We start from the raw sequence: 18,905 nt of genomic DNA on the forward strand, positions 1-18,905 counted from the left end.
ACGAAAATATAGTAATTTATGGCCTATACATCGGCGATTCCTGTCCTGACGGCATGGGAACGTTTTATCGAAGACTATCCGCAGGGCAGTCTGCGGGAATTTGCTGGCTGGTTGCTTCATCACCTTGACCCTCTGCGGCAAACGCCCCCCTTGCCCGATTCTGAACCCGTGCTCAAGTCAGGTCAGCGGCTGTCGGAAGCCTTTGGGGATGATGATTTTTTGACCTCTTTTTTTGTTGGTCGGCTGAATCGATACGCCAAATCTTATGCCAAGCCCATTATGGTGGAGCACGGTTTCGCAAGTGCCGACGAATTTCTGTTTCTGTCCCTGATTGCCCAGATGAACATGCCCACCAAGAAGGAAGTGTGCATTGCCAATGCGACCGAGTTTACCACTGGGGTTGATATTCTGCGCCGATTGCTTAAACACGGCTTGATTCAGGAGACCCCCGATGAACGCGACGGGCGGGCCAAACGGCTGTCTTTAACGGAGAAGGGCCTTGTTCTTGTTCATCAAGTGTACGAACAATTAGCTCATCTTCAAAGCAGCGTACTGGCCGATTTGGACCAGGTGGAGCGGCTGCATTTTTTACAAACCTTGAAGTATTTAAACAACTATCATTTTCAGTTTTATAAGCCCTAATGGCCTGATGAACCAAGTAGCTGTATGTAAACACCCCTTGCCTGACAACTAGGTAAGAATCTTACAGTAGCGTATAAGCCGTAAGCCACTGATGGTGGTGGACAGATAGTAAAAAATCACTGTCTCACAATTCGCTCATTCTTGAGAAAAAAGAGCATTCCTGTATCCCTATTAAAGGCTGGTTCTAATAGTCCGTAAAGAAAACGGTCTTTTACTCTACTGATGGATTAACACGCTGAATACAGCTTATTTTGTTCCATTTCAAGGCAGATAACTTGGTCAAACAATTAAAGTAAGCTAAGCTGTGTCGAATAGTGAGTTTTCTAACTCCATAGTTTCATATTGGCCCGCACGGGCGTCCCCGCCGTTTTGCAGTGTAGACCTACGTATAAATATGGACGAGTTGCAAAATCGTCCGCCCATCACACCTGAGCCGGAATCACTTTTTAAAACCAACGCGTCCTGATCGGAGTTGAGTCAGCGGGCCTGTCACCTGACAGTACGATCCATTAAACCGAAACGACTCATGACAATGCACTACGTCCGGCGAGGCACCGGCACACCCCTACTCTTAGTTCACGGGATTGGTAGTAGCCACCGGTCGTGGGATCTGATCATCGACGGCCTGGCCACCAAACGCGACGTTATCGCGGTAGATTTACCCGGCTTCGGAGCCACACCACCCCTGACAGGCGAGACCTCCATTCGTACCCTTGCCGACGCCGTGACCGATTTTCTGGCCAATAATAATCTGACGGGCATCGACGCCGTCGGCAGTTCGATGGGCGCGCGGTTAGTGATCGAACTAGCCCGGCGGGGCGGGGTGCTGGGTGCCGTCGTGTCGCTCGACCCGGGTGGTTTCTGGCAGGGCTGGGAAATTCCGTTCTTTTACCACTCCGTGCGGTTATCAGCCCAGCTCGTCGGCACAGTACAACCCGCACTGCCTTTTCTGACCGGCAACCCCGTTGGCCGGACCTTGCTGTTCGCTCAGTTTTCGGCGGCTCCCTGGAAAATCCCCGCTCCGGTAGCGCTACAGGAACTGCGAACGTTTGTGCCCACGCCCGCATTCAACGAACTATTGGACAATCTGGCCCATGGCGAAAAACAGCAGGGTGCCCCGGCGGGTCTCATTCAACAGCCGTTAGTTATTGGCTGGGGACGCCGGGACCTGGTTTGTCTGCCCGGTCAGTCGAAGCTCGCACTAAGTTTGTTCCCTGATGCGCAACTGCACTGGTTCGCCAACTCGGGTCACTTTCCCCAACTCGACGTTCCTGAAGAAGCAATACAACTGATTCTGGACGTGACTGACGGAACGTATCAGGCTCAACCGGAGCGGACTGAGGCCCCAGTGGAGGTGAAGCCCCCAAACAACGTACTGATTGGTGTAGGTGTCGCCGTTGTGGTGGCGGGCCTGTTTCTGGCACTTCGCAGCGCCAGGTGGTAATCTCGGACGACGAGAGAGAAATCCGAGGCTACAAAAAAGACTGACCCGGTACCGACGGGGGTTGCTCAATTCCAAACCGACCTACTCCCCCGAAGGCCTTTGCCGAAAAGTTCTTCGACATCCGCCAGTGGAACAAGCTGCCAAAGGGGGGCATTTTGCGGCTATGGAGCAGCCCGAGCTACTAGCTGAAGACATTCGGCAGTTCGTAGGTAGACTATTTTCAGGAGCATGATATGGGTAGATGCCCTCTTCTACCAACGAGATACAGTAACTGGGTTGGTTTACAAAAGAACACCGTACCAGCGCTGGTACGGTGTTCTTGGTTTACAATCTATATTTTATAAATTCTCCCTAAACGCTCCTGTTTGAGATGAAGGAGCTTCCATGTTTTTTTCAAAAATTTAACGGATCATTGGCTTGCTTAGCCCATAACCCCCCATAAGGCCAGCAAGGTGTTCAGCCGCGAAGATACCACTATAAGCACTCTCCCTTGAGTCTGAAAAAGAGTACTAAGCCCCGTTAAGGTGATCACGTTTTGGGCCATGCCACGTGTTAGTCTTTTCATTGGACTTCTAGGCCTCATCGACTTGGGAAAGTGCTGGCATGTATCGAAGCACGAGCTGGTAGAGCTGTTGGGTTAGCTTTTCCATGCCCGCTACTTTGGACAGATACTCACTGGCCCCCTGGGCTAAGCAAGCCTGCTGTTCCTGACTACTCGCCTGGGCGGACCAGACCACTACCGGAACCCCTTCCCTACCCACCTGGGCTCGGATCAGGGGGATTAACTCCGTAGCCGTACTAGGGGGTAGATGGTAATCCAGCAGGATCAGGCCAACGGGTGGTTCACCCGGCGCCAGATGAGCAAGAAAGGCGGTCTGACTGGTCGTACAAACTAGCTCAAGGCGCTTCTCAAACAGTTCTTTAAGCAGATGCGTGAGCATCACGCAATCATCGTCGTCGTCATCCAGAACCAGTAGCAAAGAACTCAAGGTTGTCAGGTAAAAAAGAGGCTAAAAATACAGATCACTGGGCACTACCAAACGGCCTGTCTGAAGCCCATAGGCCTAAATCGGCCTTTCGGTTGCCGCAAGAGGCTATTTGCTGCGAAGTGAGCTGGACACGCCTGGGCAAGGCGAAACTGGCCAAGTCAACAAGTAGATAGGATAGAGATGAAGTTTGGGTATACTTACCTGAGTAAATGTAACAATTAGCCTATTAACATCCTAGACTATATTGGTTTTTTTAGGGCCGTGTGCGACTGATGGAGTTTGACAGGCATCAAAAATCACTGTCTCACAATTCGCCCGATTCGGTTTATACTGAACTACACGCAAGTGATGGATTTTTGGTCCGCCGTTGCGGTATCAAACGACATACACCCCCCATCAAGGGCAGTGGGTGGGCTTGTGGGCATCATAGCTGATAAAGAAGTTAATCCAAGTCAAGCGCGCCAGCCGGAAGACCACCGGTGTCAACACGATCAGCAACGTAATCAATAGGGTTAAAAAATAACTCAATTCTATCTCTACCAGAACCTGAAAGGCCACAAAACAGCTAACGATCAGAGCCGTATAATACGCGTAACTTACATACATGGCGCCGGTGTAATAGCCCGGCTCTCGCTCAAAGCGTTCACCACAACAGCTACACAGTGGATTCATCTGATCAAATCGCCTGAGGTTATAGGGGTTATTGACCGAAAAGAATCTTCCCTTCTGACAACGAGGACAGGTATTGAAAAGGATGCTGTAGAGTTTGGTACCTTTTCCCATCGTGTTGGTAGGATGCATAGCCTTCGCTCAAAAAAATGACGCTAAGCGCATTGACTAATTGGTATACCTTTATGACCATTTTATCCGCCACTTTGTTTACCATAATAAGGTTACTTACTCATTGGATAAAGCCAAGCGTACTTTACTGATTGAGTTGAACAGTTGTTGCAAATCAGCGTCTCCGCAAACGCTCCTGAGTGAGACGATGCGAGATTTGAGTATCTATAGTTTGGGTTTTTTATGATCCGATGAGGAAAACCACCTGTATAGCGAATGCCTAATCAACTGTAAATACGATGCGACTAACGATGACGAACAGAACCGCGTGATCAGACGTTTCTGTTCCGCTTCAAAGGCCGCAGCTTTAACGACTGGAACACTGAAATCCCAGACGAGGAAGCCACGGCCTTTATCGAATTTATTGGAACTGATATCTGGATCAGTGTTGAGAGTATGATCAGTCGGATTTGGGCCGAATGACTACTTTGTACGGTATGGCGTGTTGTCCCCGCGTTCTTCCAACTGGCGCAGGGGCGGTCGTTGAATTGACGGGCCTTGTGGCTGCTGGGGTTGTTGCGCTGGCCGGGCGGGCTGCTGTTGTGTCTGCGTGTTCTGATTTTTGATCTGCATTGTTATCGGTGGTTTTTAAATTGGGATTGTCTAAAAGGTAATTTCCGAGAAAAACGATAGTGATGAAAGCTCCGCCGAGCATGAGGTAGGTCATCCAACGGGACGATGTGGTGAGCAGCTTGGTCTTGTCGTCGTTGTATTCGATATGGCTGTCACAGGCGGCAACGAAAGCATCTTTTAAAAAGCTGTCAAATTCCTTTCGATCGACCTGTTTATAATACGCATCGACGTCTTTCACGGCAGGCAGGTAATCAAATTTACGCCCTTTCTTCATGTAGTCGTAATAGCTCCGCATCAGGATCGACGCTGTAAAAAAGCCGACTAAGGTTTCAAGCCCGACCACCGCTGAAAAAACGTGGTGAAGCCAAGCGCGGTCAGTTTTCAGATTGGTGAGTAGAAAGAAGATGCCGGAAATAATGGCAACCAGTATGGTGCCCTGTAGAGCGATCTCGGTGTTCAGGCTGTTGCGCCGGTCGAGTTCCTTATAATAGACCTCTTTGTAAAATTCGAGGTGATCTGGTTTGGCTGATGGCAATGTCTAAGGCGGTGGATGTACAACTGAAATTTAACAGTAAAAAAAGAATAATCCAAAAAATGGCCGATTCTCAAAATTGCACGATTTAAGAGCGTATATGGCTTATGATGTTTGACAAATGTTAAAAATTCATTGTCTCTCAAAAGACTGGTATTCTGCAGGGCTTAGCTTTTCTTGGTCTGATAGGCTTGTCGAAGAACCCCTAATTGACCGATAGCCAAATGCCCTGCTTAAACCGCATGCCATACACATACAGTAGAGCCCACTTTTGGGTTGAGTAAGGGCCTTTGAACTCAATAAAATCAATACACGTATTAATCATGACAAAAGGGAAGGAACAGCTTATTCAACCAACAAGGTAGGCTTTTTCTGTGGAGAACGAATAAGGTACTTCAGTTAGCCGTAGGCTACTGCTCAGATGGGGCTGCGACAGGAAGGGTCTGGTTGGTCAAACTTAGTTGAGGACTTATACGACTGATCAAGTTGGATCGCTAGTGAAAAATGAATGTCCAGCGAAACGCTCCTATCCAAGACGAGGATATGTTCCTTTAAAATCGTTTTTAACAGGGCGTATAATTAGACGGCTGGTTTCAATATCTTACAACCATGATCCCTGGCGTACGATTTTTGAATGTCGATCAGCTTTTGTCAGCCCGAAACACCCAGCCCGGAGACTGATCTAGCTTCTGACGTAAAATCATATTGAGTTGAGCAGCATGATGTTGAACGTGTCGCATGTTGTAGAATAGAATTTCAGGCACCGCATAATTCATATCATATGCTTCGGGACCTTCGATCCAACGCTCGTTCATCTTCTCTTCCGTCAGGCCTTCGATAAAAACCCTGCACTTTTCGCGGGTTGTAGCCAAACTAGCCAGCATTTCCGCTTTCGAGTAGATCCGATCAGGGACCATATCCCCCAAAACACCTTTAGCTTGCACCCCAGGCTCGGAAAAGGTAAAGGGCAGGGTAGTGGGAAACTCACCCGTGTAGGGAATGGTCAGATAATAATCTAACATGATTAGACAATGATAGGCAATGTAAAAAAAACGGGTATCCGTATCCCAATACGCTTGTGGCCACATGTCGATCGCGTTTTTGAGCGAATCAATACTGGCCCCAAATTGAGTCCAGAGACTGTGTTTGACGATGTCCAACATAGTTGATGGCGGAGGGATCGTTTATAATCCTCAGCGTTAAAGTTAAGATATACCGACTGAACATATATCCTATCGAATCATGTATTGGCAAGAATTACAAGCTTTTAGAGGCAGTCAGTTTGTAGGAAAACTAGCGTCCTACGCCACTAGTTGAGCCAGGGTAGCGAACCACTAGGCAGCTATTAAGAAATTAGTGTCTGATAAAACCCTCCCACGCGATACATAAAGTGGGTTTGCCTCTCCCTAAGTGGGGTGTTTTGTAAAACGTATCCATTAGAATCAACCAGCAGGTTCAACTTAGCCAATCGGCAAATGGCTCTTTTGAGAAACACCCTAGTGCTACCATTCATCAAAGTTAAACCCCAACACCCCTGGCCGGGTTGCTTACTTGTGGGGCGTTCGTTTACCTTTGTCAGCCCCTTATCTGTATGACCCCGCCTGACTCGCCCCAGAACGATTCGCTTACGGCATTCGCGTCCGTTTACGCCATCGCCTTTGCCAACATGGACCAGGGCTTCTGCCTGTTGGAAAAAGTCGATACTTTCCCCCATCACCCCCCCAACTTTCGCTATCTGACGGTGAACCCGGCTTTTGAAAAGCACACTGGCTTATACAATGTTACGGGCAAAACCATTCTGGATCTAGTCCCACTAGCCGAGCTGGATACCCTGGCGATCTATGATCAGGTGGCCCTCACGGGACAGTCTACTCATTTTCAGACCTACGTAGGCCAGTTAGACATGTGGATGGAAGCTACGGTCTATCAAATCAAGCAACAACCACCCCAAATCGCGGTGTTGTTCACCAATATCACCGAGTGGAAAAAAGCCCAACGACAGCAAGCATTTTTACTTACCCTCAGTGATAGCCTCCGCCCGCTAAGCGATCCGGGAACGATACAAACGATCGCGGCTCAGCAGTTACTAGCCGAACTACAGGCGGGCTGGGTGTACTTTGTCAGCCTGGCTACTGACAGCGATACGATCTCCGCCCTAGCAGGGGTGTCAACAGAGCAACCCTTGCCTCTACCCCTTGGTACCAGGATGTCAAGATTTGGGAAGGCCTTTCTACCTGACTACACCAACAATCGGATCCTGTGCTATGGAGATACCCAAGCCGAGCCGAGTTTTACCCAGCAAGACCGGCAAGCGTTTCGGATGATCCGGGCAGGGGCCTTCATTGCCCTGCCGCTCCTTAAAGAAGATAAGCCGATAGCGTTGCTCAGTGTAGCCGTGCCAACGCCCCGGGTGTGGACTCAACAGGAAGTCGATCTGGTCAAAGAGGTAGCCGAACGCACCTGGATCGCCCTCGAACGAGCGAAAGCCGAAGAAGCACTGCGCAAAAGCGAAGCCGAGTTTCGCACCATCGCTGAAGCGGCGCCCGCACTGGTGTGGATCTGTTCAGCCTTAGGCGAAAACATCTACTTCAACCCGCGCTGGTTTGACTACACTGGACAGACGGTAGAGCAGGCTAGCGGGTATGGCTGGACAACGACGATGCATCCTGACGATGCCACCCGGATTCTACTCTACTGGCAACGGTGCCAGCTGACCGGAGAGGCTTATGAAGGCGAGGTGCGTTACCGACGGCATGACGGCGTGTATCGCTGGTACATATTCCGGGGTCTACCGCTTCGCTCCTCAACGGGTCAGATTGAGGCCTGGTACGGGTTAAGCATTGACATTGACGATGCCAAACGAGCCCAGCAAGAACTGCAGCATGCCAGTCGCCGGAAGGATGAGTTTCTGGCCATGCTGGCGCACGAATTACGCAACCCCCTGGCACCGGTTGGCAATGGTCTCCAGTTACTGGCTCAGACCCATGGGGCTGATCCCATGCTGGGCGCCCTGCTGCCCAGCATGAACCGGCAGATGAATCACCTACTGCGGCTGGTGGATGATCTACTGGATGTGAGCCGCATCAGCCGGGGCCGCATTGAGCTGCGCAAGCAACGGCTTGATCTGGTTGCCGTACTAGCACAAACCGTTGAGGCCATGCAGCCCCTGTTTAGGGCCTCGGGTCGGCAGCTCCATGCGTCCTTACCTGACTACCCCCTGTATGTGAGTGGCGACGCTACACGCTTAGACCAGGTTGTGACCAACTTACTGACCAATGGCCTGCGCTACACCCACGAAGGCGGGCAGGTCTGGCTGAGCCTGGAGGGGCTGGGTGAGCAGGCGCTGTTGCGGGTACGGGATAACGGCATCGGTCTGGCCGCCGATCAAGTAGTAGCCATCTTTGAGTTGTTCGTTCAGGTCAATAAATCGCTGGCCCGTTCGCATGGTGGGCTGGGCGTAGGCCTCTCGCTGGTGGAGCAACTGGTCCAGCTCCATGGAGGGCGGGTGGAAGCCCATAGTCCGGGTCTGGAACAAGGCAGCGAATTTGTGGTTTATTTACCAGTTTTAACTACCTAATTACTAGCTCCCTATGCTGGCTGAAGCTATTCCTGCCAACGCGGCCTGGCGTATCCTGGTGGTCGATGACAATGTCGATGCGACGCTGATCCTGAGTATGGCCTTGGGGCTCCAGGGGTTTAGGGTTGAGCGTGCTCAAAGTGGCCCCCAAGCGCTGGCTATCGCTCCTTCCTGGCAACCAGATGTCATTCTGCTCGACATTAGTATGCCCGGCATGGATGGCTATGAAACCTGTGAGCGGTTGCGTAAGCAGCCCGGGGGAGGGGCTGTGCTGGTGATTGCCCTGACGGGCTATGGGCAGGCCGAAGACCGCAGACGGAGCTGGGAAACGGGCTTCGATGCGCATCTGGTTAAACCTGTGGATTTGTCGGGTCTGCCGGCCTTGTTGACTCAGCTGATGAGTCAGAAAAAGGTCAGCTCAGCGTTGGAAGACTAACTGACGATTCATCAAATCTCATAAATCGCTCCCCAGTGAGACGAATAAGAATGACTACTCGATACTTTCCCACTCTCAGGTGTCAACCCTCAACACGCGTTTTGCTGAGTTGGGTTAGGACCACCCCTGTTAGCACGACCCCGAGTGCCATGAGTTGAAGGCCAGCAACCTGCTCACCAGCCACCAGCCAGCCAATCAACACCGCAATCAGTGGATTTATATACGTATGGGTACTGACGATGGCAGGCGGCTGGACGGTGACCAGCCAGGCAAAGGCCAGGTAAGCAACCAGCGAACCAAAGACGATCAGAAAGGCAAGACCACCCCAGGCCTGCGGCCCCACCGCTTGCCAGTCAAAGCGGTTCCACTCGCCGTTGACCCAGGCAATGAACGCCGAAAAAAGGCCGGCCGCTCCTAACTGAATCGTAGTATGCCAAAGGCTATAGCTCCCTGGTTTGATTCGCCGCGAGGCAAATAAGGTGCCAATCACCCACAAGACAGCACCTGCCAAAACGAGTACTGTCCCTAAAAGCTGATTAGCCGATTGGCCTTCCTGAGGGGTACTCGTTAACGAAAATTGGGCGAACAGCACGATGCCCACAAAGCCAATCAGCAAACCAGCGATAATCTTAATATCCCTAAAATAGAGCTTCCAGCGGGGATAGTCCAGCAGAACAAACCAAAGCGGCTCGGTCGCTACGATCACAGCGGCGGATCCTGAGCTAATATACTGCTCCGCGACGACAACCAGCCCAGAGCCACCCACCAGCATCAAGACACCACTGATGGACAAATCCCGAATTTCCTTCCCCTGAGGAAAGCGCTGGTTTTTGCTTGAGGCCAAGACCGCCAGTACTAGGCTCGCCATTAAATAGCGTAGGGCGGATATGATAAAGGGCGGAATGGCTTTAAGGGCAAATAGATTGGCCAGATAGGTGGTTCCCCAGACGAAATAGATGGCGATAAAAGCCAAAACTAACCAAAAACGAGGAGCGGTTGCTTGATGCATGTTATGACCTTTAAAATGAGTTTTACCGGTATGAATTTTGAACTAGAAACTATAACCCTCTAAACTTGTTTTAGCGGTTATACAATTTATTCGCGTTTAGCTTATGGGAAAGGTGAGTACGATTGCCGAAATGGACCTGATCGGTGGGGCGGCCTGTCTTGATTTTGTCAATACGGCGCTCAACGATGAGTTGCCGGTCGAACGGCTTCATGGCTATACCGATCTGCTTACCCTTATCCACCGCTTATCCCTGCTGGATACCCGTACGCTAGCCGCCTTGAAGGAGTTACTCGAACAGAATCCAGAACACGCTCAGCGTGTTCTGCAGAAAGCCCGGGAGGTCAGGCAGGTCCTGTTGACTGTATTTGCCGCCCTGGCCCGGGGTCAGTTGCCGCAGGTGACGGCACAGGTATTCCTCTCGTTTAATAAGTCTATCCAGGAAGCGCTCAGTGAGCGAGGATTTTCTGCCCAGGGCGCCAAACTGGAATTGAGCTGGGAACGGCCTGACCAGGAGCTGATGCAAGCGGTTTGGGTGTTCAGTTTGTCGGCTTATGAGCTGCTGACGACCCAAGACCAACACCTGATTAAACAATGCGGAGCCTGCGGGTGGTTTTTCCTGGATGAGACCAAGAACCATCGTCGGAAATGGTGCGACATGCAAACCTGCGGCACCAACCAGAAAGCCCGGCGCTACTACCAACGAAAGAAACAGAGTACTGTCTCAACCGTTCGGAGTGAACAATAACAAAGCGTATGCTACGTATAGAGTTGGCCAAATATTAAACTATTAGGCAGCTGTTATAAAACGAAATTTCTCAACAAACGCTGGTGGCTGTTGCACAACTCGAAACATACCGCAATTCTAAAGTTTTGATTGGCTAACCAAGCCAGTTTGGCTGCTCAGAAGCACAAAATCTAACAGACTGACTACTTAACCAGCTCCAATTGTGCTACTAATGGAGTTGTGCAACAGCCACGCTCTTACTTGAGACGGCTATTTATACTGCTTCAGGTGTCCCCGCCCTTTTCCCTTAACTACCCCACGTTTCAAATAAAAGCTATCCTTTCTAGTCTCGTTGATTACCCAGCTTTTTGATACTTGCAGTTCATGAATGAACTGCAAGTATCAAAAGATAGTTATATCACTATCAAATGAGACTGATCACCTTCTTCGATGGCACAATATGGCAACGCAAGCAACCACTTACATTAGCGAACAGAACTCCTCTCCGCAGCCACTGACGGCTCTTCAACTCATTGACCGCTCCCGCCAAGGGCTGTTGGGTACCGAGGCCGGACGAATCGCCGGCCTACTGGGGGTTACCGATAAGGAGATGGCTCGGCTGCTTAATCAATCGACAGCTACCTTCCACCGACACGCGAAGGCGGGGCGACTCGATGCCGCCACCTCCGAAAAACTGCTGCTACTAGGGCGATTGGCTAGCTATGGAACAACTGTTTTCCAGGACCAAAGCAAGTTCAACCGCTGGCTGCGTCGACCTTTACGGCTGTTAGGGGATCGGTCTCCCTTAGATCTGCTGGATAGTCCCACTGGTGTCCAGTTGATCGAAGACATCTTGGGGCGAATTGAATACGGAGTCTTCAGCTAATGGCCATCACTCTGTATCGTATCCAAACCGACGCGCACCGTGACAGCATCCTGGAGGGCATAGGGGCTAAGCTACGGGGTGGGCGTTGGAATACTAAAGGAAGGCCTATGGTTTACACGGCCACTACCCCTGAGCTATGTTTTCTGGAGTACATGGTGCATCTAGACGGCACCCCTTTAGCGGACCTACCTCCGCTGATACTATGTGAAATTGCCGTACCCGATCACTCCATAAGCTATACTAGCGTGGAAGAACTGCCTCTTGGCTGGGATGATCCCTATGCTACCCCTGTAGGCTTGCCGCTTTTTGCTGACCAGCAGTTCGAGCGCCGAAAGTGCTTATGTTTGGCCTTGCCTTCAGCTGTTGTTCCCCTGTCCCCTTCCCGGAATGTGTTGTTAGATCCCTTACATGCTCAGCGTAGCCAGTGCCGCGTCCTTTCGATTCAGCCTTACCCGATTGATCCACGTTTACCAACGGCGGGCTTAGCTTGAATAACAGGGCATATTTAGTGATACCTTCTCATAGGCTACTGGTAAACGTCGCTTTAAATGGGCGTGGCTGTTGCACAACTCGAAACATACCGCAATTCTAAAGTTTTGATTGGCTAACCAAGCCAGTTTGGCTGCTCAGAAGCACAAAATCTAACAGACTGACTACTTAACCAGCTCCAATTGTGCTACTAATGGAGTTGTGCAACAGCCACGGGCGTTTATTGATACTTTAATAGCAGCCACCTTCCCACAGAAATCCATGTGACTGCACTGTAGCATTCTGCCATCGACGTTCGTTTACTTTAGAATAATGCGGTATTACGTGCAATGAAGAAGTATCTCCTAACTGTTTTTATGCGATGTGAATTTGAGTGAGGTCCCCCAATTTCCAGGCCGCCTACAGATTGAGGATCGGACGGTCATTTGTTCTCTCTTTACTGCCCTTTCCGACCTCATCAGGCGTCAGCCCGTTTAGTGAACTGTGTGGTCGAAACGTGTTGTAGGGTAGTTTTGCCGTTTCGTACGGCAGCGGCCGACCGTAAAAACCCTCACTTGGGGATTCATTCGCTAAAGCCAGGGCGTGTAGCGGAAAATTGATTAACGCTTTCCAGTCAAAAACCACCGGTGGCATCGTTCCATCAGAGAAATCGTACTCGCCAGCTAGATTGATACGATGCCAGGTGGCCATACATTGAGCTGGATGGGAAAATCCGCCGATGATCCCCTATTCCTACCCATCCTGTTAAGCCATCGCCGTTGCCAGTCGAGTGGCAGTGTTCTAGGTTACATGGCCCATGTTCTCAGCCCGATCCAGCCATTTGTCAGTAGAAAAGCTGTAATAACCAGTAGCGAAGCCGCCGTAATCAGTAAATACAAGCTCATCAAACGTGTTTGGATCGTTTTAAAACGGATTACCAGATAAAGTAGATTGCCAGCCGATAGCAGACCAAAAAGCAGGGTGCCAGCAAATATGGTGACCGAAGTCAGGTTCACAGTAGCAAGTATATACAAACGATATGACTCATCATAAATGCCCTTAAAGTTCAGTATGGCTGCCAATAAACAGATGACTGCGATGGTGGGTAAGCTGGTGAGAAGCCACAGTTGACCGGTATATTTTCTTCGGATGCGCTGGACCAAGGCGATGATCGCAGGAATAATCCCAAACGCAGCGACCAAACATGAAAGGAAGAGAATGAAACGGCTGGTTAGTGCCCAGACGCCTGATACCTTTTCGCAATAATAGTCGTTCATGACCAGGATTTTCTTGCCGTCGCTTTGCAAAAAAACAATGTTTGACGCGTTTGATGAGCGGTTGGTAAAGGTTAGGGAGCCCGTTGGAAGGGCTCGAATTTTCTTTCCGAAGAGGTTAAACCAGAGTGTATCCTGCTCTTCATCCACGTTAACTACTAGTAGGCGGTCTAGCAATCCTAGGAGTTCAAACCGTGGGTTCTCTATCTGATAGTACCCCAGGTAAGGCGCCATTGCTTTGGTATCCATCCGGGTCGTTTTCGCTTTTATGGGCGACTTCGTTTGCACTAGATAATCGGTGATCAATTTTTCGATCGTTGCCAACCCGTTGCCACTGGAACAAACGACAAAACCGATACCTAATTCCCGATTGTATCGGTAACTCGACCGACATGTTCCCACTATCCCGCGGTGTCCCCTGAACCCATCGAAGTCTTCATTGCCGGCGCTATACCCCGTCAGCACGCCCGCTCGGGCGGCTAATGAACTTTGTGGCGTCTCCATTTTTTTTAGGCTGAACGGTCGTATGAGAGGCTGGCCGTCACCGAGAAAGAACTGAACCAGCTTGACCATATCGCCGGCATCAGACCACAAAGCCCCGGCGGGACCGATCAAAAAACTAACAGAGGGTACAGGCTGTATCTTTCCATCGGACGGACTGTATTCCTTGGCCTCTCGTAAGGGGTATTTACTATATAAGTTAAAATTCGAATGCGTCATACCCAGGGGTTGCATCACATTCCTGATCAGGTATTGATCATAACGGGTCCCGGTGATTTTTGAAATCAAATAACCCAGAATCGCATAATTTACATTGTTGTAGCTGAACCTTTCTGACGGTTTCCAGCGACACCGCATGGACTTTTTCTGAAGCAGCATCATCTCCTTTGCCCCATAATCCCGGCGTTCGAGCGCGTACATATGGTTGAATTTAAAATCATCAAACCCAGTGGTATGTTCCAGTAAATTGATCACCCTGACCGGATTGGTCTTCTCCCACGGGTTAACGAAAGGCACTTCAGGAGCGATCTTTCCCAACTCATCGTTTACGTTGATTTTCCCTTCTTCGGCCAATTTCAGAATGGCCAAGGACACAATGCTTTTGGTAATGGAGCCCATTCGGAACAACGTCCGATTGCTGACTGGGCGGCCGGCTGCCAAATTAGCATAACCGAGTCCCCCAGAAAATAGAACCGAGTCTCGGGTGGTGATCCCGAGTAGTAGCCCGGGGATCTTCTTTTGCTGGACAATCGTGGTAATTGAATCGACCAGTTCCTTAATGGAGTTGATTGGTTTGACTGGCTGGGCCCATACCTGTTTAAAGAACAATGTTAGAACCATTAGGAGGAGCTTTTTCATACCATCAAAGTTGAGCGGAAGGTCTCGTGCCTCAAAACTTTAGGCACAGACGCCTTTTAATTAGCTACAGAAACGTATTTTTAGTCTCTAAACACCATCCCACTGCGTATACGATTGGACCCACTTTTATTTGCGGAAAGATGTAGATAATTTTGAGAGTGAACCGATCAGAAACTTGGATTATACAGCAGTTCGCAAAGCGGGTTAGCGTCCATGTCTTCTTTACCTTCGCATTGCTGGTTATTCTTAGCCTGATTGTTTTGTCAAGCCGATACTATAGCGACTTACTGCCGAAAGGAGTGTTTATCTATTGCTTCATTCTGGCTAGTGTTTATGCGGGCAGGGAGCTAGTGAGGATTTGGCTGGTTAAGCAGGCGCTACTCGCTGTCGTAGTTGTCAGTGCCACATTTTTTGTCATTCTCTCGGCAGCTGGTATTGCCAGTTGGATCTATCTTTCCCACTACCAATCGGAGAATTTCTTCGTGACCATCCCTTTGTTTACGGCCCTGTTTATGGCGTTGGGAGCTGGAGCCAAAATAGCCAGAGCCGTCATCAAGCAGCAACTAACCGAAGCAAACTTGCTACGGCTCCATAAAGAGAGCGAACTTAACCTATTAATTTCCCAGTTAAGCCCCCATTTTTTATTTAACACGCTCAATAATATTTATGGCCTGGCCATCCAGGGTGATCAGCAAGTGCCGGACTACTTGGTGAAACTCTCGACGCTCCTTAGCTATTCGGTGTACATGTCCAATAAGCAACTCGTGCCTTTGGGGCAAGAGGTCGACTACCTACTGAATTACATTGATTTTGAGTCCATTCGAATTGGTGAAAAGCTACAGTTGCTGGTTTCGGTCGACACTATTAACCCCGAATTGCTAGTAGCCCCAATGCTATTTGTACCTTTTATCGAAAATGCGTTCAAGCATTCCAAGCATGCGACCGGCCAGCCAATCAGAATTGACATTCAATTAACAAGCAGCGGCAGCGCCATAGATCTGTTGGTTAAAAACTCATATAGCCCCGCATCCAAAAACGATGAGGCTGATAAGTCAGGCGGTATGGGGCTTCAAAATGTCCAGAAACGATTGGCGCTCCTCTACCCCGGGAAACATGACTTGACGATTGAAGAGGATAACGATTATTTCATGGTCCGATTGAGAATTATAACCAGCTGACATGAACACGCTTACTTGCCTCATCGTCGATGATGAACCCATAGCGAGAGGAATTATTGCTGCCTTCTGCGCCCATATACCGGCACTTCGTATTATTGGCCAATGCGAAAACGCCTTTGAAGCAAAGTCGATGCTGACCGAAACGCCAGTTGACCTGCTATTCCTGGATATTAACATGCCCGAACTCAATGGCTTATCTTTTCTGCGAACTCTACCCCAGAAACCACAGGTAATTTTTACGACGGCTTACCGGGAGTTTGCGGTGGATGCGTTTGATTTAGCGGCTTGCGACTACCTGTTAAAGCCGATTCCGTTGCCTCGCTTCATAGTCGCGGTGGACAAAGCTATTACTGCGCTGAGTAAGGCTGCGGGGAATCCTAACGATAAACCTGCAACGAGCTACGTTACCAATTCGGATGAGTATCTATTTTTAAAATCCGACGGCAAACTATTTCGGATGGTAAAGTCCGGATTTCTCTATGCCGAAGCGATTGGCAAGCAGGTAAAGATTACGTCCGAGACGGGGGTTTTGTCGGTGACTATCCCCCTGAACGTTTTAGAACAGAGACTCACCGGTGCCGGGTCAGTGCGTGTCCATCGCTCTTTTCTGATCAATGCCTCGAAGATAGATTACATCGAAGGCAACCGGGTTTACATCAGAGCAAATTCCATTCCCATTGGCGAGTATTACAAAGAGGCTTTCATGAAGCAAATCGGGACTTAACGTACGTTAATCAGAAATTCTATCCCAATCTATTATCCATAAAACTAGTGGCTGTTGCAAAAGTAACTCATTGAGGGCTAGATTAGTTGTGAGCTCATGCTAGGCTATCACATGATCCAAACTTCGCTGGTGAAACTGGTACCCGCTCACCATTTTTACCAGCAACTGTTACAAGCGGTCCACTTTCGCTTTGTCAGGCCGCTTTTTGAGCCCTTTTATAGTACCATGGGTCGGCCTTCGCTGGACCCAGTCGTGTTTGTTAAGCTGCAACTGGTGGCTCATTTGGAAAACATTACATCGGATCGGAAGCTCCTGGAACTGGCAAATCTGCATCTAGGTATCCGTGCGTTTCTGGGTTATGAGCTAGAACAACCCTTACCCTGGCACAGTACGCTCTGTCGAACACGCCACCGTATTCCGGTATCTGTCTTTGAAATGTGCTTTAGCCACATCGTGGGCTTATGTATCCATAAGGGGCTCGTCAGCGGCCATACTCAGGTGATCGATTCGGCTTACATCAAAGCGAATGCGTCTATGAGTTGCCTGAAGCCAAAGCCCACCATCTGGTCGTCCGAGGAAAATTCCAGATTAGGTAAACCAAGTGCCCCTCGACTGACAGCATCAGTGGAGCGTTTACAACACATCCACCGGTTTCATAAAAACATCCAAAAAGCAGCTCCTAACAAAGCAGGTCAACTGTTGAGCAATCTGACGCATTATAGTCCCACCGATCCCGATGCTCGTATTGCCTTCAAAACGGGAAAGCCCCGTCAGCTAGCCTATATGGCCAGCGTGAGCGTGGATGCCGCCCAACATGTGATCACGCATATCCAGGCTGGCTCGGCCGACCGGCGCGATAGTCGCAATCTGATACCCATCGTTGATATAACCCAGACCCGCTTGACGAGTTTTGGCATACTTATGAGTAACGTGGTGGCTGATGCAGGGTATAGTTCCGGGGAAAACTATGAGCACTTAGAAGATCGAGGACTGACCGGCTATATACCCCCTCATGGCAAATACAAGGAGGAGCGGTCGGGCTTTACCTACAATGCCGAAAGTGATAGCTACACATGTAATCGAGGCAAACGATTGGCCTTTGACCGACTAGTAGTTGATAAACAAGGCAACCCAAAGAAGCGCTACTTGGCAAAGGCATCTGATTGTAAGGACTGTCCCATTCGTGAGCAGTGCATGGGTAAAAAAGCCAAGGAAAAGCGCTTACACCACACTTACTACAAAGTTCAATATGAGCGAATGGTGGAGCGGTTATCGAGTCGATTCGGCAAGCGTATGATGCGAATCCGATCGGCAACGGTGGAGCCCGTTTTAGGCAGCCTGATCAACTACTATGGCTTGCGTCAAATCAATACCCGTAGCCGGGAAGCCGCAGCTAAAGTGATGTATGTGGCGGCCATGGCCTATAATCTGAAGAAGTATCTGCGCTTCAGTTCCGTTGAACATAGCAGAATGGTAATCGCCCTACCAATACCTGATCAGTTTTTCTATGAGCTAATCTACTTTTGCAACAGCCACACTATTTATATAATCCAGAATGAAGAAAAACGAGGCTCTTAGAAATTCAGGCTACTAAATCATAAAACGTTCCCAATTGAAACGAGAGGCTGATAAATGCGTCAACAAAGTGGCGTGACTGTTGCATTCCTTTTTTAGCTCAAGGAATTTTTTGAGGGCGCTCTTAGAAATACGAAACAGACCAGTAATAAAGATTCGATTCTGTCTTCATCAATCAGGCACCTAGAAAGCCAGAAACATATCGTTTGAAAACGGTCGTAGTAACCTCCACCAAGTCGATGGCCAAACTCACTAAACTACTGCTGACCCTCAGTATGGTCCTTGTTTGGGGGTGGACTATCTTTATGGGAACCTTTGCTACTCATGCTAATGGTCGGCTAGCCGGCTGGCTCATTGGCCTTGTTCTCAATGGGCTATTGGGCCTAGTTTATAGCTACCAGGCAACGCATCCTAAAACCATTAAGGAATGGTTTAAAAAGTAATCATTTGAGGGGGTTCACCCGCCACGGGCGTTTTCAGAAACCGTATTTAGCCTGATGTTTTGTACTTTGACTAAATACGCATGTATGCCCGTCTCTTCAAACGCTCGTGGCTGTTGCACAACTCTGCCAGTGCCTAAAACTGCATGATAGATGGAGTTTTTGTACCTTCAGCTATCTATGCAAGGCAGAAAACACGACCGCGAAAAACTCATCACCTCTTTCCACCTTTCCA

18 protein-coding genes are annotated in these 18,905 nt (G+C 49.4%); 11 read left to right on the forward strand and 7 right to left on the reverse strand.

Annotated elements, in window-relative coordinates; translation table 11 throughout:
* Positions 1-18 precede the first annotated feature (18 nt).
* Together ACYVJM_RS30135 and ACYVJM_RS30140 are read left to right on the forward strand one after the other, a co-directional pair.
* Positions 19-642 carry a MarR family winged helix-turn-helix transcriptional regulator gene (locus ACYVJM_RS30135; protein WP_461151845.1) on the forward strand — a complete coding sequence of 208 codons (624 nt, stop codon included), beginning with the start codon at positions 19-21 and terminating at the stop codon, positions 640-642.
* Positions 643-1,168: 526 nt separating this feature from the next.
* Positions 1,169-2,086, forward strand: a complete 918-nt coding sequence (locus tag ACYVJM_RS30140; RefSeq protein WP_461151846.1) for an alpha/beta fold hydrolase — start codon at positions 1,169-1,171, stop codon at positions 2,084-2,086.
* A gap of 572 nt (positions 2,087-2,658) precedes the next feature.
* On the opposite strand, the gene ACYVJM_RS30145 is transcribed toward ACYVJM_RS30140, so the two are convergent.
* From ACYVJM_RS30145 to ACYVJM_RS30160, 4 genes are all read right to left on the reverse strand, one after another.
* Positions 2,659-3,075 (reverse strand): response regulator, encoded by a 417-nt coding sequence (locus ACYVJM_RS30145; RefSeq protein WP_461151847.1) that lies wholly within the window; start codon positions 3,073-3,075, stop codon positions 2,659-2,661.
* Between the two features lie 396 nt (positions 3,076-3,471).
* Positions 3,472-3,876, reverse strand: coding sequence for a DUF983 domain-containing protein (locus ACYVJM_RS30150; protein WP_461151848.1), 405 nt, complete (start codon positions 3,874-3,876; stop codon positions 3,472-3,474).
* Positions 3,877-4,315: 439 nt separating this feature from the next.
* On the reverse strand, positions 4,316-5,023 hold the full coding sequence (locus ACYVJM_RS30155; RefSeq protein ID WP_461151849.1) for a hypothetical protein: 708 nt from the start codon (positions 5,021-5,023) through the stop codon (positions 4,316-4,318).
* 638 nt (positions 5,024-5,661) lie between these two features.
* On the reverse strand, positions 5,662-6,183 hold the full coding sequence (locus ACYVJM_RS30160; protein WP_461151850.1) for a DinB family protein: 522 nt from the start codon (positions 6,181-6,183) through the stop codon (positions 5,662-5,664).
* A 428-nt stretch (positions 6,184-6,611) separates the two neighbouring features.
* Here ACYVJM_RS30160 and ACYVJM_RS30165 point away from each other — a divergent pair, with 428 nt between their 5' ends.
* Both ACYVJM_RS30165 and ACYVJM_RS30170 read left to right on the forward strand, forming a co-directional pair.
* Positions 6,612-8,597 carry a sensor histidine kinase gene (locus ACYVJM_RS30165; RefSeq protein ID WP_461151851.1) on the forward strand — a complete coding sequence of 662 codons (1,986 nt, stop codon included), beginning with the start codon at positions 6,612-6,614 and terminating at the stop codon, positions 8,595-8,597.
* A 13-nt stretch (positions 8,598-8,610) separates the two neighbouring features.
* Positions 8,611-9,033, forward strand: a complete 423-nt coding sequence (locus ACYVJM_RS30170; protein WP_461151852.1) for a response regulator — start codon at positions 8,611-8,613, stop codon at positions 9,031-9,033.
* 82 nt (positions 9,034-9,115) lie between these two features.
* Here the strand turns inward: ACYVJM_RS30170 and ACYVJM_RS30175 are convergent, their stop codons facing one another.
* A complete protein-coding gene (locus ACYVJM_RS30175; RefSeq protein ID WP_461151853.1) occupies positions 9,116-10,042 on the reverse strand; it encodes an EamA family transporter in 927 nt (308 codons plus the stop codon).
* Between the two features lie 103 nt (positions 10,043-10,145).
* On the opposite strand from ACYVJM_RS30175, the gene ACYVJM_RS30180 reads away from it, so the two are divergent.
* From ACYVJM_RS30180 to ACYVJM_RS30190, 3 genes are all read left to right on the forward strand, one after another.
* A complete protein-coding gene (locus ACYVJM_RS30180; RefSeq protein WP_461151854.1) occupies positions 10,146-10,787 on the forward strand; it encodes a CGNR zinc finger domain-containing protein in 642 nt (213 codons plus the stop codon).
* 439 nt (positions 10,788-11,226) lie between these two features.
* Positions 11,227-11,652 carry a type II RES/Xre toxin-antitoxin system antitoxin gene (gene parS, locus ACYVJM_RS30185; RefSeq protein WP_461151855.1) on the forward strand — a complete coding sequence of 142 codons (426 nt, stop codon included), beginning with the start codon at positions 11,227-11,229 and terminating at the stop codon, positions 11,650-11,652.
* Positions 11,652-12,143, forward strand: coding sequence for an RES family NAD+ phosphorylase (locus ACYVJM_RS30190; protein ID WP_461151856.1), 492 nt, complete (start codon positions 11,652-11,654; stop codon positions 12,141-12,143). The genes parS and ACYVJM_RS30190 overlap by 1 nt, the downstream gene beginning before the upstream one ends.
* Before the next feature lie 397 nt (positions 12,144-12,540).
* On the opposite strand, the gene ACYVJM_RS30195 is transcribed toward ACYVJM_RS30190, so the two are convergent.
* Both ACYVJM_RS30195 and ACYVJM_RS30200 read right to left on the reverse strand, forming a co-directional pair.
* Positions 12,541-12,831, reverse strand: coding sequence for a hypothetical protein (locus ACYVJM_RS30195; protein ID WP_461151857.1), 291 nt, complete (start codon positions 12,829-12,831; stop codon positions 12,541-12,543).
* A 95-nt stretch (positions 12,832-12,926) separates the two neighbouring features.
* The gene (locus ACYVJM_RS30200) at positions 12,927-14,753 is read right to left on the reverse strand and encodes a serine hydrolase domain-containing protein (protein ID WP_461151858.1); all 1,827 of its coding nucleotides are present in this window, start codon (positions 14,751-14,753) and stop codon (positions 12,927-12,929) included.
* 158 nt (positions 14,754-14,911) lie between these two features.
* On the opposite strand from ACYVJM_RS30200, the gene ACYVJM_RS30205 reads away from it, so the two are divergent.
* The 4 genes from ACYVJM_RS30205 to ACYVJM_RS30220 all read left to right on the forward strand — a co-directional run bounded on the left by ACYVJM_RS30205 (position 14,912) and on the right by ACYVJM_RS30220 (position 18,673).
* Positions 14,912-15,931, forward strand: coding sequence for a sensor histidine kinase (locus tag ACYVJM_RS30205; protein ID WP_461151859.1), 1,020 nt, complete (start codon positions 14,912-14,914; stop codon positions 15,929-15,931).
* Position 15,932: 1 nt separating this feature from the next.
* Positions 15,933-16,655, forward strand: coding sequence for a LytR/AlgR family response regulator transcription factor (locus tag ACYVJM_RS30210; protein ID WP_461151860.1), 723 nt, complete (start codon positions 15,933-15,935; stop codon positions 16,653-16,655).
* Positions 16,656-16,766: 111 nt separating this feature from the next.
* Positions 16,767-18,233, forward strand: coding sequence for an IS1182 family transposase (locus ACYVJM_RS30215; protein WP_461151861.1), 1,467 nt, complete (start codon positions 16,767-16,769; stop codon positions 18,231-18,233).
* Positions 18,234-18,436: 203 nt separating this feature from the next.
* Complete coding sequence (locus ACYVJM_RS30220; protein ID WP_461151862.1) at positions 18,437-18,673, forward strand: hypothetical protein; 237 nt, start codon at positions 18,437-18,439, stop codon at positions 18,671-18,673.
* The last annotated feature ends 232 nt before the right edge of the window (positions 18,674-18,905 follow it).

Source organism: Spirosoma pulveris (assembly GCF_054781875.1).

What these genes read in the sequence shown, in the direction of transcription:
- ACYVJM_RS30140 (WP_461151846.1), top strand. Translation starts at nt 1,169, where the DNA reads ATGACAATGCACTACGTCCGGCGAGGCACCGGCACACCCCTACTCTTA.
- ACYVJM_RS30190 (WP_461151856.1), top strand. Translation starts at nt 11,652, where the DNA reads ATGGCCATCACTCTGTATCGTATCCAAACCGACGCGCACCGTGACAGC.
- parS (WP_461151855.1), top strand. Translation starts at nt 11,227, where the DNA reads ATGGCAACGCAAGCAACCACTTACATTAGCGAACAGAACTCCTCTCCG.
- ACYVJM_RS30180 (WP_461151854.1), top strand. Translation starts at nt 10,146, where the DNA reads ATGGGAAAGGTGAGTACGATTGCCGAAATGGACCTGATCGGTGGGGCG.
- ACYVJM_RS30175 (WP_461151853.1), bottom strand. Translation starts at nt 10,042, where the DNA reads ATGCATCAAGCAACCGCTCCTCGTTTTTGGTTAGTTTTGGCTTTTATC.
- ACYVJM_RS30210 (WP_461151860.1), top strand. Translation starts at nt 15,933, where the DNA reads ATGAACACGCTTACTTGCCTCATCGTCGATGATGAACCCATAGCGAGA.
- ACYVJM_RS30170 (WP_461151852.1), top strand. Translation starts at nt 8,611, where the DNA reads ATGCTGGCTGAAGCTATTCCTGCCAACGCGGCCTGGCGTATCCTGGTG.
- ACYVJM_RS30150 (WP_461151848.1), bottom strand. Translation starts at nt 3,876, where the DNA reads ATGCATCCTACCAACACGATGGGAAAAGGTACCAAACTCTACAGCATC.
- ACYVJM_RS30215 (WP_461151861.1), top strand. Translation starts at nt 16,767, where the DNA reads ATGATCCAAACTTCGCTGGTGAAACTGGTACCCGCTCACCATTTTTAC.
- ACYVJM_RS30200 (WP_461151858.1), bottom strand. Translation starts at nt 14,753, where the DNA reads ATGAAAAAGCTCCTCCTAATGGTTCTAACATTGTTCTTTAAACAGGTA.
- ACYVJM_RS30160 (WP_461151850.1), bottom strand. Translation starts at nt 6,183, where the DNA reads ATGTTGGACATCGTCAAACACAGTCTCTGGACTCAATTTGGGGCCAGT.
- ACYVJM_RS30135 (WP_461151845.1), top strand. Translation starts at nt 19, where the DNA reads ATGGCCTATACATCGGCGATTCCTGTCCTGACGGCATGGGAACGTTTT.
- ACYVJM_RS30195 (WP_461151857.1), bottom strand. Translation starts at nt 12,831, where the DNA reads ATGGCCACCTGGCATCGTATCAATCTAGCTGGCGAGTACGATTTCTCT.
- ACYVJM_RS30165 (WP_461151851.1), top strand. Translation starts at nt 6,612, where the DNA reads ATGACCCCGCCTGACTCGCCCCAGAACGATTCGCTTACGGCATTCGCG.